This window comes from Paenibacillus planticolens (assembly GCF_013141725.1).
GTDB classification, from domain to species: domain Bacteria; phylum Bacillota; class Bacilli; order Paenibacillales; family NBRC-103111; genus Paenibacillus_E; species Paenibacillus_E planticolens.
In genome coordinates, this window is the sequence record NZ_WHNZ01000026.1 from 52,209 (window position 1) to 67,534 (window position 15,326).

Annotated in this window: 10 protein-coding genes; 9 read left to right on the plus strand and 1 reads right to left on the minus strand. The window is 45.5% G+C overall.

Going from position 1 to position 15,326, the window contains the following annotated elements; genetic code table 11:
• Positions 1-11: 11 nt before the first annotated feature.
• Positions 12-389, plus strand: coding sequence for a response regulator (locus GC097_RS13605; RefSeq protein ID WP_171683841.1), 378 nt, complete (start codon positions 12-14; stop codon positions 387-389).
• Between the two features lie 333 nt (positions 390-722).
• Here the strand turns inward: GC097_RS13605 and GC097_RS13610 are convergent, their stop codons facing one another.
• Positions 723-1,628: a LysR substrate-binding domain-containing protein gene (locus GC097_RS13610; protein WP_171683842.1), complete on the minus strand. Its 906-nt coding sequence runs from the start codon at positions 1,626-1,628 to the stop codon at positions 723-725.
• 131 nt (positions 1,629-1,759) lie between these two features.
• Here GC097_RS13610 and GC097_RS13615 point away from each other — a divergent pair, with 131 nt between their 5' ends.
• From GC097_RS13615 to GC097_RS13650, 8 genes are all read left to right on the plus strand, one after another.
• The gene (locus GC097_RS13615) at positions 1,760-2,428 is read left to right on the plus strand and encodes an O-methyltransferase (protein WP_171683843.1); all 669 of its coding nucleotides are present in this window, start codon (positions 1,760-1,762) and stop codon (positions 2,426-2,428) included.
• Positions 2,429-2,597: 169 nt separating this feature from the next.
• Positions 2,598-2,858: a hypothetical protein gene (locus GC097_RS13620; RefSeq protein WP_171683844.1), complete on the plus strand. Its 261-nt coding sequence runs from the start codon at positions 2,598-2,600 to the stop codon at positions 2,856-2,858.
• A gap of 531 nt (positions 2,859-3,389) precedes the next feature.
• On the plus strand, positions 3,390-3,806 hold the full coding sequence (locus tag GC097_RS13625) for a hypothetical protein (RefSeq protein ID WP_171683845.1): 417 nt from the start codon (positions 3,390-3,392) through the stop codon (positions 3,804-3,806).
• A gap of 184 nt (positions 3,807-3,990) precedes the next feature.
• Entirely contained in the window at positions 3,991-4,875 is an 885-nt protein-coding gene (locus GC097_RS13630) for a hypothetical protein (protein WP_171683846.1), read from the plus strand.
• 207 nt (positions 4,876-5,082) lie between these two features.
• Positions 5,083-6,291: a chromate transporter gene (locus GC097_RS13635; protein ID WP_171683847.1), complete on the plus strand. Its 1,209-nt coding sequence runs from the start codon at positions 5,083-5,085 to the stop codon at positions 6,289-6,291.
• A 512-nt stretch (positions 6,292-6,803) separates the two neighbouring features.
• Positions 6,804-7,439: a YfbR-like 5'-deoxynucleotidase gene (locus GC097_RS13640; RefSeq protein WP_171683956.1), complete on the plus strand. Its 636-nt coding sequence runs from the start codon at positions 6,804-6,806 to the stop codon at positions 7,437-7,439.
• A 213-nt stretch (positions 7,440-7,652) separates the two neighbouring features.
• Positions 7,653-14,165, plus strand: coding sequence for an S-layer homology domain-containing protein (locus GC097_RS13645; protein ID WP_171683848.1), 6,513 nt, complete (start codon positions 7,653-7,655; stop codon positions 14,163-14,165).
• Positions 14,166-14,389: 224 nt separating this feature from the next.
• Positions 14,390-15,325 (plus strand): carbohydrate ABC transporter permease, encoded by a 936-nt coding sequence (locus GC097_RS13650; RefSeq protein WP_171683849.1) that lies wholly within the window; start codon positions 14,390-14,392, stop codon positions 15,323-15,325.
• Position 15,326 lies beyond the last annotated feature (1 nt).

Consider the following 15,326-nt stretch of genomic DNA (forward strand, 5'->3'; position numbering starts at 1 on the left):
GATGATGAACGGTGAAGGAAAGAATTTTGATTGTTGATGATGCGGCTTTTATGAGAGCTATGTTGAAGGATATGCTTATGGACTTGGAGTACGAGATCGTGGCGGAGGGCAGGAACGGCCTGGAAGCGGTACAGATGTACAAGAGATTCAAACCGGATTTAGTCACATTGGACATCACAATGCCTGAGATGGATGGCATTGCGGCGCTTATTGAAATTAAACATTTCGATCCGCAAGCCAAAGTCATTATGTGTTCGGCAATGGGGCAGCAGAAGCTGGTCGTAGATTCGATTCAAGCAGGCGCTAAAGACTTTCTCGTCAAACCCTTCAATAAGGAAAGACTTGCCGATGCGATGAAAAAGTTGTTTCTTCCGAAAATAGCGCGATAATCTTCAGCACACAGCTGCAAGGATCATTTTCAGGCAGTCCCGAAAGTAGAATGTTCTGCTTTTGGGATGGCCTTTTTTTGTTTGGAGCATAGTTTGCGTCTTGGTAAAGTGTGAGAGGGAACTACATGTCGCTATTTGAGCTAAATCCTCAATTTCATGTGTCAAACGGAACTACAGGGTCTTATTTGCGAAAAAATGGCGTATTTTTTCCGGAAATTGATAAAATAGAGGATCGCAGTTCCCTCCTTCTTGCAAAAGTGTCGAGTTTCTGGAAAATAGTGGATCATAGTTCCCGCTCAGTTAACGGCGCGCCAATGATGAAGCGCTCACAGATCACAAGAACGATTTGTTATAGGGATTTTGGCGGATCATTCGGATAAGATTCATCGTGGAAGCGGATAAGGGCTCATTTTTGCGTGTGCAGATGGCGATTGAATTTTTTAGATGGATTCCTTCCACGTAAACACGGGACAGCTCTCCGCGTTCCACATATTCACGGACAACCAATGACGAGACGAAGTTCGCGCCGTACCCGGCAATAACAGCAGTAATCGCTTCATGCAGTCCGTTAAACTGCAAAGAAATGGTGGGAACGGAGGAATTGTACGTCCGGCATAAGGATAACAATCTCTCCCGCGTCGAGCTTCCTTCTTCACGCATGACAAAAGGTTCCTTCATCATTTCGGAGAGAGAAACTTGCTGATTTGCATATTTGTGATGAGGAGCAACGACAAACCACAGCTCGTCCTGGAACAATTCTTCCGTCTGAATCGTATCCGGGTAAGCCTCGGCGATCCCTCCATAAATTGCGATATCAACCTCTACATGCAAAAGTTGTTTGAGGGCATCACTTGAGTTGGTTGTGGTGATGATCATTTCGACTTGCTCATACTGCTGCTTAAACTTGGCTATCCAAGCGGGGATGAGGAAGTGAGCGGGTAAATACGTTGCGGCTAATCGAATGCACCCGTTCGTCCCGTTACGGTAATTGTGGGCGAATTGTTCGATTTGCTGTTCAACCGCGAAGAGTCTTTTGGCAAGTAACGCAAGTTCCTCGCCGGCATCTGTGAGAGCGATTCCTCTTCCCTGAGGTTTGAGCAATGGGAGCATCATTTCCTTCTCGAATTTTTTGATCTGAGCGGTAATGGCGGGCTGACTTATATTTAACAGTTCGGAAGCGCGCGTCACGCTTCCAGTCGTTGCGACCGTATGAAATAAACGCAGTGCATGCAAATTCATCCTGTATACTCCCTTTGCTTCTTATTTATATATTATAAGTATAAATAAGTGAAAAAGATATATTATTCTTATGATTCAAACTGGCATACAATGGAGTAGAAAGTAAGGAGCAAAGAGGAGGAATGAGAAGGATGAATCAATCGAACACATGGGAAAAAGTAGATCAGTATATTACGGAGCGCCTGATTCCACATGACGCTGTACTGGAAAAAGCGCTGATTGCGAATCAACAAGCAGGGCTGCCTGCATATGATGTTACACCTACGCAAGGTAAACTGTTGAATTTATTAGCGCAAATGCAAGGCGCCAAACGAATCCTGGAGATCGGGACACTGGGGGGATACAGTACAATTTGGTTGGCGCGTGCATTGCCTTCCGGTGGACAATTAGTAACTTTGGAACTCGACCCGGTTCATGCCCAGGTGGCAGCGGCGAACCTGTCCCTTGCGCAGTTGAGCGATATGGTTGAGCTTCGGGTAGGGGATGCTTTGGAACAATTGGCGCAGATGGACGAGGAAGGCGTTCAGCCTTTTGATATGATTTTTATTGATGCCGACAAACCTAATAATCCTAACTATTTAAAATGGGCGCTGCATTTCTCCCATCCTGGGACTGTCATTATTGGCGATAATGTTATTCGCGAAGGCGAGATTATTAATGAAGGAAGTCAAGATCCCCGCGTCCAGGGAGTAAGGCAGTTCTATGATCTGTTGGCTGAGGAACCGAAGATTAACGCAACGGCTATTCAGACTGTTGGCAGTAAAGGTTATGATGGCTTTGTATTGGGGATTGTAAAATAGTGTTTAGGCGAGTTGCTTGTGAGTTGCTTGTGCTAACGGACAGTGTAGGCTTTATTCAAAGGATTTCAGCTAATGATGAATTCTAGCGGACGCTTGAGCAGTTATTCATGAGATCAGAGCGTGTTTATGCTGTCGATTGGTCTAGTAACGAATCTGGAGTCCGTCCCTGATGAGATTAAGCTCATTTATCGGAAATAACGACAATGAGGTCCGCAGAGGAGAGGCATACCAGGCGTCCAACCTCTCGGGAGTGGGGGCTGCTGACACGGTAGCCATAGGAAGCGCCGTCAGCCTCGGAAGGCCAGCGGAGGCATATAATTTAACAAATGAGCAGGTGCCGTCAGGTGTCTGCTTGTTTGTTTTTATGGCGGAAGTGTCCTCTGCCGCTGGCATGAACTTGGCAGGAATATTTCTTGGGAAATATTCCTAAGCGAGCTCCTGCTGCTTGTTGTTCGTTAATCCGCCCGAAACGGAAAGAAATGCAGCGGATTAGCAGAAACGTCTAGTCTCCATGCCCCGCAGGAAGGTAGGGGGAACTACAGGGCTTTATTTCTCCCTAAACAGCCCTTTTGGCGAGGGAAAGGGAACTAGAGTCCGCTATTTCACCATCTGAACAGATCGTTAGCGAATTGAGCTGAAATAAGAACCTGCAGTTCCCCTTTGGCACCTGAAATTTCACATTTCGTCGAAATAAGGGAATGAAGTTCCCACAAGCTGAACCGGTATTAGTTATTTGCTAGTTGCAGGTAAGGGTTAACACTCAGTCGAATATATCTTCCAAAGAGATATCTAAATAATGGAAGTATATACAATTTATTAATATGAAGGTGCTGGTCGCTTTAATCTGCGTGCAAGTTTAGAAGTAACAAAGAAAGGTCCAGGTATTTACATGGCTAGCAGCACGTAGTGACCTCTTGGGCAACCAGTGGGACAATCAATATAATGAGGAAGGAGAAGAATGATGCGAAAAAATATGATCATTGTGTCTGTATGTGTCGTAATTATTTTATCTATCTCTGTGTTTATGTATGATATGAAAGACAATCCTAACTCAATGAAGAATCGATTATCCAAAGAAACGTTGAGTCATTTTTATGATGTTTACGCAAAAGGCATGGACGGTGTTTCTGAATTTATGAAAAATAATAATGCAGGTAGCCTCGCCAATTACAGATTTTACTACGGTGAAATATTGGGATATCAAATAGAAAAGATCAAAGATCTAGATCCTTTACATAAGGAGGCAAAAGTTAAAGTTCAAGTTAAAGATAAACAGAAAGCCTATACAGATTTCATTACTTTAGAGTTAATTAATAACAAATGGTTAATTAGTAGTTATTCAAGTTCAAGTAAGGAAGGTTGGCCAACCCTACCATAAGTGATAGGGTACAGAGCCTTAAAATAATACGGAGAATACGCTGATAAATGCTCTTAAATCAAGGGTCTGATCTTCACTCAATAACACAGATTTCGACACTCTCGTTTCGACTGTAATTTCATTTATATGAATCTAGAATACTATTAGGAGCATGTAACCTTGGAAATGATGAGGAGATGATCAAATGGTGAATTTAGATTTAGAATTGGTTTATAGTCCAAAACAAGTACACGAACATCTTCGGGTAAGCGATTCAAGCTTACGCAAATATGCGATGGCTCTCGAAGCAAGAGGGTACAAATTCCGCAAAGAGGATAATGGCAACCGGATTTTTACGCAACATGACATTGATATATTTGAAATCTTAAAACAGCGTCTGGATGCTGGTCAAAGCATGAAGACTGCTGCAAGCTCAACCATGAACCATGTTCGCAAGAACGCGACAAGAACGCTACCCGTTCCTGTCGTCCCTCCTGCTCCTCCAGCGGTATCCGAACGTTCTTCCGACGCTATGAAACAGATGTTTGAGGAGGGGCTTGCGGTGCTGCTTGAAGAACGCATCCATACCGCTATGAAACCGCTAATAGAAGGCGTTTCCCACTTAAGTAGTCTTGTAACGGATCTGTCACACCAAAATAAGCAATTGTTATCCCAAAACCAGGAGCTAAGAACGATGCTGCCGGCACCGCCTGATAGGGAGGAGGAACAGCGCCGTCAGCGCGAGATTGTGGCAGAAGTGAAGGTCCTGCACGAAGATCAGAGGAAGCTTGAACTTCTGCATTATGAAGAACTGAAGCGGCAAAACGAGGAAATACAGAAGCTTATTCCCCCTGCGCCGGATTATGAAAAAGAGCGCAGCGAAAGAACCAACGAATATCTGACAATTCGTAGAATCAACCTCGCACTTGAAAAGGAAGCCCGCGATCTGTGGAGTCAACAGCCGGAGCAAGAACGGCTAAGAAGGAGCGGCCTCTTCAAGAAGGAAGAAAATACGGAAAAACGCGACGGTTTCATTAAAACGTATATGGATGAATATTTTGAAGAACGATTACGCAGTGAATTTGCATAGTAAACCAGCTTTAATCAATCCCAGTGAAGCTCCTGCAACAATGCCTCCCTACCTTCTAAATGAGGTGGGGAGGCTTTATGTTAATTTTATATGTTTGCCGCTCAAAAGAAGATTAGCTATTATGGATAAGTAGCCGCTTGTTTATTTTTTGTGCATAGTTATTAAGCGGCATTGGGGTTCGAAAAAGGTATGGGGGTATGATGATTCGTGGAAAAAGATGATGCGGCTGTCCAACCTAAGCCCGCAAGGAATCCGGGAGCTCTTCTCGAAATATTGGCTGTATCTGCCAAATTGGGTGTCACTTCATTCGGAGGGCCGATTGCTCATCTCGGGTATTTTCATAACGAATACATACGGCGCCGTAAATGGATGGACGAAAGAAGCTATGCGGATCTGGTCGCGCTATGCCAATTTTTGCCCGGTCCTGCCAGCAGTCAGGTTGGCATAGCCATTGGGGTCATCCGCGCCGGGTTGCTCGGCGGATTGACAGCATGGCTTGGCTTTACTTTGCCATCGGTGATTGCGTTGGTGCTGTTCGCCTTTCTGCTGCAAGGATTCGATATTGGCAGCGCAGGCTGGATTCACGGGCTGAAAATCGTCGCCGTAGCTATCGTCGCTCAAGCCATACTTGGCATGGGACAGAAACTTGCTCCTGACCGCAATAGAGCAACAATCGCCGTCCTTGTAGCGGCTGTTACTGTCTTGTGGCAAACGCCTTTTAGCCAAGTTCTCCTTATTGGTATTGCGGGCATTGTTGGCATGCTGTTATTTAAAAATACACAGATTCCGAATGAATCGAATTTCCCCGTTCCCATTAGCCGCAGCATTGCAGTGCTATGTTTGGGGGTCTTCTTCGGGCTCTTGATTCTGCTTCCCGTGCTTCGGCAATTTGCTGCCGGGGAGTGGCTGGCTTTATTCGACAGCTTTTATCGGTCAGGGTCGCTTGTCTTTGGCGGAGGTCATGTTGTTCTTCCCATACTTGAAAGCGAAGTTGTGCCGACAGGATGGATTAGCAAGTCGGGCTTTTTGGCAGGCTATGGTGCGGCGCAAGCAGTACCTGGACCTTTATTCACCTTCGCTGGGTATTTGGGAGCGATGATAAGCGGAGTGACGGGGGCAATAATTGCCACGGTGGCTATTTTTCTTCCAGCATTCCTGTTGATCGTCGGAGCTCTGCCCTTCTGGAATACGTTGCGGAAGAGCGCTAAAGTTCAAGGCGCGCTGACCGGAGTCAACGCAGCTGTCGTTGGCATTTTGCTCGCAGCGCTATATAACCCGCTTTGGACGACGGCGATCCTATCTTCTGCCGATTTTGTCTTGGCTGCGGTTTTGTTTATGATGCTCGTCTTTTGGAAACTGCCGCCTTGGGTTGTGGTCATCGCGGGTGCGGTAGGCGGGATGCTGATTGTGGTGTAAATGCTTTAACTGAAGCCTGGGAAATCAGGCTTTTTTAGTATTTTATTTCGCGGGAAGAGGGGAAGGGAACTACAGGGCGCTATTTTGCTAGAAACAGTCCTTTAGGCAAGGTGAAGGGAACTAGAGTCCGCTATTTCACCATCCGAGCAGATTGTTAGATCATTGAGACGAAATAAGACCCCGTAGTTCCCCTCAGGAGCCCGGATCTTCGCTTTTCGCCGAAATAAGGGAATGGAGTTCCTCTATTTAGAGCAGAGCATCCATACGCCGCGCTCGTTCGAGTACAGTTGTTCCACACATGCTGCCAGTTGCAGGTCGATAAAAGACTTTTTGCAGTTACGGGGAGAGGTGGCCTGATGGTTTCTTTAAGTTTCAATGCTTTCAGACTTTTAACGATATCGCGCATCATATTTAATCTAGATTTTACAGGCAGCTAGTATACTAATAAATGTGAAGATCATGAATAAAATGGACGAGCTATTTAACATAATAGGGAGGATTGAACGTATGGGATCCATTCATATTTCAGGTCTTTAAACGATTTGGAAAGAATTATCCGCTGCCCGGGAAAGTTCAAGTTTGAGGAACATAGTGTCGCCGCTCATTCATGGAAAGTCGTGCAATACGCCAAAACTCTTGCAGACATTGAGGAAAAAAACGGCGCAACCATTGATTGGAAGAAGCTTTATGAAATTACAAGTAGTCATGATTACGGTGAAATTTTCATTGGAGATATCAAAACGCCTGTCAAGCATGCTTCGCCGGAGCTTCGTTTATTAATTCAAAAAGTAGAAGAAGGCATGGTTTATAACTTTATCGAAGAACAGATTCCCGATGAGTATAAAGACATTTTTCATAAACAGCTGCGCGAGGGAAAAGACAGCTCCATGGAAGGTTTGATTTTAGAAGTAGCAGATAAAATGGATCAAGTGTATGAGGCATTCGCTGAGCTTCAAAGAGGAAACACAGAGAAAGAATTTATTAAAATGTACCGTGACGCACTCATTAAAATAAATAGTATCCCTTTATATTGTGTTGATTATTTTTTGAACAACATTTTGCCGGATATGGTTAACGACGAAATTACTTCACCGGTGGATATCAAACGAATCACGGAAGAAGCATTAGCTTATAATCGAAATAGTTGAAAGGGTGTGCAGCTGACGACTACGCTTTCTTCCCGGCAGGGGGGAGGGCTTTTTTGGGTTTCACGAAGTTACACCAAATGACAAAAACAAACAATTTTAGTCAGAATATCGATGCTATTGAAAAGATTTTTAACAATCCCATAAAAATTTTAAACTCTATTGGTATAGACATTTATTTTATAATAAAAGTATTACAAGTAAGGGGGACACCATATGCTTCACAGCACGAAGAAAGCGCTTGCAGCTATTCAGGTTCTATCGATGCTATTTTCATCGGCATCTTTAGGTGTAGGAGCAGCTGCAGCAGAGACACCCTCAGCAGTTGGGGTTACGACCGATGCTGCTGCAGTTTCGACAAGTTTCTTAGACGTTGCCCGTCACTGGGCGTCAAACGAGATCAACCGTTGGTCTCAGAAAGGCTTGATTCAAGGGTATGAAGACGCAACGTTCAAACCAGATGCATCCATTTCCAGATCGGAGTTTGTCTCTTTGGTGAGCCGGGTATTTGGGTATACGGATAGAGCGAATCGCTCATTCCCGGATGTAAAAGTGGGCGCTTGGTATGCGGATGATGTATCCAAAGCTGTAGAGGCAGGGATCGTTTCCGGGGATGATCAGGGAAATTTCAGACCAGAGGCACCGATCAGCCGGCAGGAAGCGGCAGTCATTCTTTCCCGGGCATTTGATTTAAAAGCGAAAGACAGTAAAATATCCGATCGATTCACCGATGCCGGCCTTATTGCAAGCTGGAGCAAGGAGGCTGTGAACGCTCTTCTGGAAGGCGGATTTGTATCCGGACGCGAGAATGGCGCTTTCGATCCGCAGGCCGACATCACGAGAGCGGAATTCGTCAAAATGATCGACGCTATCGTTGGAGAATTGAAAAATGAGGCGAAGACTTACACCGGTCATGTATCCTCTAATTTAGTGATTAACACCAAGGATGTAAAACTAAAAGATATGGTGATCGAAGGCAACTTGTACATAGCACAGGGTGTAGGCGATGGAAACATGTCGATGGAAAATGTAACTGTGAAAGGCCAGACGATTGTGCGGGGTGGCGGTGAGCACAGCATTCTCATTAGCAAATCGACGCTTGTAGGGCCATTAATGGTTCTTAAAAAGGATGGGAAAGTTCGCATTGTTTTGGACGGCAATTTTACCGGCATCTCGGTGGAAGCCCCTGGCGCTACAGTTCAATTGCTTAACGGTACGGTGGATCAAATCGAGATCCAATCCAAGGCATCGCTTGAGCTTTTAGGCGGAAAAGTTGCCAATGTCCATATTCAAAAATGGGCTGGCGGTACTACCGTACAATTGGGAGCGAACGCTGCCGTAACGAACTTCAAAGCGGATGCGCAAGTGGAAGTAAAAGGCAGCGGCAGCATTGAAAACGCCATAATCAATGCGGACGGCGTGAAGATGGAACCGAAACCGTCGCATGTCACGATTGCGGATGGCGTGAAAACGGATGTAACTGCGCCGACATCAGCGGGTGGAGGAACGTCCGCAGGAGGTACATCTGGAGGGGGTTCTTCCGATGGCGGTTCATCCGGAGGAGAACAAGCCGGCAAAACAGCCGCCCAAGTGGCAGCAGCCATTACAGCGATCGAAGCGCCGGCGATGGATGGCACTGATTTAATGCTCCCGGCAGTACCGGCAGGGTTCACGGTTGCAATCAAGATATCAAGCAACACAGATGTTATTGCGCTTAATGGAACCATAGTGCCTCCATCGGCAGAAACTACCGTGAATATCGTATTGGAAATTACAAGAACATCCGATAACACCAAAGCGAGCACGACCGGCATAGCCGTAGTAGTTCCTGAGAAAAGCAGTGTGACTGCTGCTGCAACGGACATTCAAATCAAAAATCAGGGATATAACTATGTTAGTGATATCTCAAAAGATGTGATTAGCGTTACATCAGGGAACACTTATATGTACACCGTCGATACAGCTGAAGGCGCAGGTCTTACCACTTTGGCAATAAAAACAGTAGGTGAATTGCTGGGGCAAATTACTTCGAAAACTTCGGCGTCCCAAACGTATGCAGTCAAAGATGGAAGCGGAACGAAGCAGTTGGCGGATCCTATCGCTCAGGGTGACATTTTAACGGTAACTGCAGGAGAAGAATCGCATAATTATACGGTCAATGTGATCAAAGGCGCGTTAAGAGGCGAAATGCAGTTGGAAAATAGCGTAATAACGGCAAAAACGCAATCCGACGTTGTGTTGAATTTTTTCGCAGGTATGAGAAGTCCCGCAACAGAGGTTGTGCTAAAGGTTCCAAAAGGTATTGGCGCCACTTTGGACAATACATCGGTCAATGTTATAGGCAGAGGTAAAGTAAAGCTTTCAGGGCTTGAAACACAATCGATAGGCCGAGTAGGAGCGGGGTACCGGTTCCAAAAGGTTGGTACGGTTGCGATTACCGACAATTTGGATGGCAGCCAGTTCATTACATTTAAGGGACTTGATCTTAGACCGGCCAATGGAGCCGATCTTCAAATTACTTTCGAGGGTGTGGCCGTAGACGCAGGCAGTTATCAATTTGAAGCCTCTTATAAAACTTCCGAACCTGAAGTACTAACTAGTCCCTGGGGGTCCGTGAGTCTGCAAGCCGTAAATACGATCAGCAATTTCAATCGTGTCTTGGATAAGAGTCTTACTTATAAGGAAACCGCTGAAGCGTATACGAAAGCAAAGTTTACTTGGAGTGCTGCTAAGAATGCCACATCCATTAAGCTGATGGAATCAACGAATAAGGGAGTCACTTGGGCGGAAATTCAAACAGCGATCAGTATCCAAGGGAACGAAGTGGAGGTCGCTAACCTGACTCCGGACTCAGAGTACTACTTTAAGCTTGTAGTTAACGGTGGCGAAAATAGCGGAGATTCCAACGTTGCCAAATTCTATACAGGCAAATTCAATGCTAAGCTGTTGGGTGCAAAGGGCAATGGTACTGCTGATGATACGCAAGCCATTAACGATGCGATTGTGTATTTGAATTCTTTGGGCGGCGGCACGCTATTATTTGAGAATGGCACCTTCAATGTGAGAACGGTTCAACTTCAAAGCAATGTATATCTATACATCCATAGCAATGCAACAATTTCTGCATTAAAAGGCGGAGATGCTCCTGAGACAACTTATTTCTCGGATAAAGCCTATCGCGCGGGTACATCGGCAACGGACACCGGACCCTATAAAGATCCTGAAAATTACATGACCAAGCAAGATGTAGGTCATACCTATTTTAGAAACGCGATGTTTTTTGGCGAAAGATTAGATAATATCAAGATCATTGGCAACGGCAGAATTACTGGCAATGGGAATTTAACGACCAGTGATGGAGTCATGAATAATGCTGCTGACAATCGTACAGACAAGATGGTTACAGTGAAGCTGTGTACAAATTTCGAATTCGGCGGCTTGGATAACGGGCTCGACCTGTGGTACCAAGAGACTAATTCACCTGCCACGGACCAACCTTATTATATTCAAAGCATTAATGAGGACGGTACCAATGAAGTCAAGAATACGGATATCAGCAATATGCTCAGAGTGGATAAGGCAGGACATTTTGCTATGCTGGCCACGGGTACCGACCATATCAACACGCACGACTTTTATTACGGCAAGGATGCAAGTGGCAGTGCCAGAGATGTATTTGACTATATGCAGAGCAGCTTTGTTACAGCCAAAAATATTTATGTCAGAGGTTCTTCCGATGATATTGTAAAACCGGGAAGCGACTCTTCGTTAGGCTTTACCAGACCTGCAACGACTTATTATGTCCGCAATATTATCGGTGACACGAACTGTAATCTATTCCAAATCGGCAGTGAAACCGTAGATGACATTAAAAATCTCTATGTGGATAATATTTATGTGCTGGCAGGAAATAAAGCAGGCTTCTCCATTTCTACGAATGACGGCGCGCATGTTGAAAATGTATATCTGAATTATGGACATACAGGTACTGTCCACCATACGGCACAGATGAGACGCACGCGGGCCCCGTTCTTTATATCTATTTCAAATAGAGGACGTGTGATCGGTGGCAGCGCGACTAAAATGAAATGGATGGAAAACGGCACACAGAGAGATGAGCTGTTAAGCACGAACGTAAATATTGGCGTGGTAAAAAATATTTACATCAAGGATGTTAATATTGAGCAGGTTTATGGAGGAAGTCAATATAATGATCCTTCCAAGAGATGGGCTGCCTATACGAATCAGAGTAAGGCAGCGCCAATCATTGCGGGCTATAAAGTGGGAGACGGGGGTCCTGTGCTTCCGGATGGACGCAACATCGGCTACATTGAAAATCTGAACTTTGAAAATGTGGATGTTTTAGTCAAGGGCGGAAATAGCTTTGCTGATACATTGAAGAGTCCACCGGAGCTGGGAGTTGGGAAATACAACATCGGTGATATTGGGGAGCAGCCATCCTACGGCTTCTGGGCCAAACATGTGAAAGGTCTTTCGTTCAAAAATGTCACGACAAATTTTGAGCAAAATGATGATCGATTTGCCATCGTTCTGGATGATGTTTCCAATGCTATTTTGGATACGGTGAAAATGGTCAGCGGCTCCGGCAACCCGAATGTCCTACAGCTAAGGAATGCAAGTGATATAACTGTTACGAATTCCTCTTACTACAAGAATACATGGGGTTCAGCGCTAACATCTCTTGCAGATATTAGTCATGTAACCGTATCTGGCAATCAGACTTATCCGAATCAAACGGTTGTGAATTTGCAGAACACGGAGATCCAGTTGAAGCTGTCCGGACATGCGAATCTGTCGGCGTTAGATACAGCAACCTCTACCATTACTGCCATACTGGGTTCGACAGTCAGCGATTTGATCAGTCAAGTAGAGTCGACGAACGGCACAACACAGTCCTATGCTGTGAAGGACTCCAGTAACAATGCAAAGTCGTCGGGGCAATTGGTCACAGGAGATGTGTTAGTTGTCACTTCTCAGGACGAAACGGCAACGAAAAATTATCAAATTTCCGTTCCGAATGTCATTACTGTAGAGGGAGAGTCACAAGTTACCACCGCTGCAAAAAGCGCAGGTGTTACGCTCTCAACCTCGTCAACAAATGGCATTAATTACCTGCAAACCAGTGCGGTTGCCGTTGGAGGTTATGTAGAATTAACCGTCAATGTTCCTACAGCCGGTATGTATGATCTGAGTTATCAGTATAAAACCAATACGACGGGCAGAGCGACGGTTCAGGTTTCTTTGGATGGCACGGATATCGGTTCTCCAACGAACCAGAACGGGGCTACAGCCAATGTATTTGTTCCGGTTGTTCTTGGAAATGTCACGCTGACGAAAGGTATTCATACCGTGCGATTTACGGCGACGGCTGCGGGCAGCATCGTGATCGATTACGTAAGATTGACCGGCGCGACGGCCACGCCGCAACTGTCAACAAACACGAATATTCAGTACGCTGCGAGTCATCCGAATGTGACGGCTGTTGATTCCGTCGCGCATGTAGTGAACGTGACGAACGGAGCGACGGTAGATCAAGTTAAGCTGCAAGTGACATCCAGCGATAGCTCGACGCAAACATATGCCGTAACGGATTCAAGCAGCCTGGCTAAGAATGCCGGAGCGCTTGTAACCGGAGATATCTTGGTTGTTACGGCGGCAGACGGAACGACGACAGCGCAGTACACGATCAACGTTGCTGCGGCGGTTTTAAGCAGCAATACGAATATTCAATTGGCAGCGAGTCATGCGAATGTTGCAGCTGTTGATCTTTCATCGCTAAGAGTGGGTGTATCCGGAACAACGACCACAGTTGCTCAATTGACGGCTCAGCTTGCTTCCACAGACGGCTCCATACAAACTTACACCGTAAATAATGCAGGTGGAACCGCACAAGCGGCAGGGCAGGCTCTGGCAAATAACGTGTACACGTTAATTGTAAAGGCAGAGGATGGAACAACGACGGCATCTTACAAAATTATGGTGGGTGCTCTTGCTGCTAATGCATACGTCCAACCGAAAGCTGCCGACCACCCTAATGTAATCGCTATTTATCATGCAGACATGTTCATTATGGCTAAAACCGGCATCACGGCTGCAAACCTGCTTGCCGAGATTGAGTCGGTAGACGCAACGAAGCCGACTTATACGGTCATCGATGCTGTTTATGCTACGGGTTCTTTGACGGGCAGCGCGGTGCTGTACAGCGGAGACCAGCTGCAAGTGACTTCGCAAGACGGAACGGTGGTCAAGACTTATACGATTAAATTAGTGGATGTCGTATATGATATTGATCCGACCGGAACTTATCCGATAACGGGTTCTCTTTCCGGCAAACAAACGGCTACCGATGACACAGCCGGCAGCTATGTTCGGAACGGCGCAGTTAGCGGAACTCATTTGCAATACACCTTTCCGCTGAACGGGTCCATTCAATTTACGGTAATCGCTCCATCGGACGGGAACTACGATGTGTTGTTCGGCTATAAGAAAAATACAGGCAGAGCTACCTTACAGTTGTCCATTGATGGAACCAGCGTGGGCGCACCGGTAAATGAGCTTCTGGTGGGGACGCCGACTCCGCCTCAAGGGATGTACGCAAGCGCATTTGCAAACGTGCATTTAAGCGCAGGCAGTCACACGTTTACTTTCACTTCTACAGTAGCTGGATCTGCATCTTTCGACTTTATTAGCCTCACGAAAATAAACTAAATCAGTTTGTTTAGCAAAATTAAAAATAGTGGGACAGGATTTTCACCTGTTCCACTATTTTTAATTTATACAAATTTCTAGTGGATTTATTTTCGGAATATCTGTTAATGATCTTAAACACTCTGATAATGATATTTGATTCTCCGTGTTGCCGATCTGTCCTACAATTGAAATATAGAAACGGATTCAATTGAACCCGAGAAACTTGAAGTGGAGGAAACCCAGTGAGTACAAACCATGTAACCGTTGTAAACGGGGCGATCGTTAAGAAACAGAAGCAGCGCATTCAGTGGTTGCCTTACCTCTTGATCGCGCCCGCGATTGTTCTGATTATTGTCTTTCTGTTCTACCCCGTCGGAAATGTGTTTTACTTCAGCTTGCAGAAATTTAATCCGACGAAAGCTTACGAGAATGGATTTGTGGGGCTAAGCAATTTTAAAACGATTTTCACCTCTGACAAATTGTTTTTTTCAACCTTATGGGTCTCGGCCAAATGGGTTTTCATCGAGGTCGCGCTTCAGCTCATATGTGGGTTAGGCATCGCACTTATGCTGAATCAAGCTTTCAAATTCCGCGGATTATTCCGGTCCGCAGCCATCTTGCCTTGGGCGATCTCAGGGGTTGTAACCTCTACGTTGTGGCAAATTATATTTAATGAACAAATAGGGCCGCTCAACGATATCCTTTTAAAACTAGGCCTTATCGATCATAAAATTGCGTGGCTTTCGGAAATAACGACCGCCTTTCCTGCTATTGTAACGGCTGAATTATGGCGAGGAATACCGTTCTTCACCATCGCATTGCTTGCCGGTCTGCAAACAATACCCGGTGATTTGTATGAATCAGCTGTGGTGGATGGCGCAGGAAGATGGAAATCTTTCATCCATATTACGCTTCCGTTCTTGAAAACAACGATCATTCTAACGACGCTGCTGCGGGCCGTATGGGAATTCAATAACGTCGACTTAATCTTTGTTATGACCAACGGAACGGGCGGACCTATTGATTTAACGACAACACTCCCGATGTACATCGTGAAGCAAGCAATTGTCGCGCAAGACTTTGGTTACGGTTCGGCACTCACAGTCATTGGCTTTATCATCCTATTGTTGTTTGCAGTGTTCTACCTGAAATTAAGCGGATATGGAAAGGAAGAGTAAG

Excerpts from the sequence above, each read along its gene's own strand:
- GC097_RS13620 (WP_171683844.1), top strand. The coding sequence starts at position 2,598 with ATGAGATTAAGCTCATTTATCGGAAATAACGACAATGAGGTCCGCAGA.
- GC097_RS13625 (WP_171683845.1), top strand. The coding sequence starts at position 3,390 with ATGCGAAAAAATATGATCATTGTGTCTGTATGTGTCGTAATTATTTTA.
- GC097_RS13645 (WP_171683848.1), top strand. The coding sequence starts at position 7,653 with ATGCTTCACAGCACGAAGAAAGCGCTTGCAGCTATTCAGGTTCTATCG.
- GC097_RS13610 (WP_171683842.1), bottom strand. The coding sequence starts at position 1,628 with ATGAATTTGCATGCACTGCGTTTATTTCATACGGTCGCAACGACTGGA.
- GC097_RS13630 (WP_171683846.1), top strand. The coding sequence starts at position 3,991 with ATGGTGAATTTAGATTTAGAATTGGTTTATAGTCCAAAACAAGTACAC.
- GC097_RS13615 (WP_171683843.1), top strand. The coding sequence starts at position 1,760 with ATGAATCAATCGAACACATGGGAAAAAGTAGATCAGTATATTACGGAG.